At 73.2% G+C, this 400-nt stretch carries 1 protein-coding gene; it reads right to left on the reverse strand.

Features of this window, described 5'->3' with window-relative positions:
• A partial coding sequence (locus tag GVL04_RS24310; protein ID WP_159709184.1) for a DUF72 domain-containing protein occupies positions 1-400 on the reverse strand: 400 nt, incomplete at both ends.

The following is a 400-nucleotide window of genomic DNA, read 5'->3' on the forward strand; positions in this document are numbered from 1 at the left end:
CAGGTAGACGAAATCGGCCGTCACGTCGCCGAGTTCCGGCCAGCGCCCCGCCGTGTCGGCCACCACCAGCGCGACGCCATGGCGGCGCAGCAGGGCGATGCACTCGGGCGTGGCGAAGCTTGCGTGCCGCACTTCGAGCGCATGGCGGATGAGGCAGGCCGGCGCGGGTGGCTCCAGGCGTTCACGGCCCCGCATGCGCGGCTCGCGCTCGCGCGCCAGGGCGGCGGCCCGTGTGGTGTCGTGCGGCAGCAGGCCCAGAAATTCCTCCAGCGTGCCTGCGTCGAAGGGCAGGGTGGGCGGCAGTTGCCAGAGGATGGGCCCGAGCTTCGGCCCCAGCGCGAACAGCCCGGAGGCGAAGAAGTTGGCGATCGCCGCCCGGCAGTCGCGCAGCCGCAGCATG

The sequence above is a fragment of the Arthrobacter sp. 18067 genome (assembly GCF_902706295.1).
Taxonomy (GTDB): domain Bacteria; phylum Actinomycetota; class Actinomycetes; order Actinomycetales; family Micrococcaceae; genus Arthrobacter.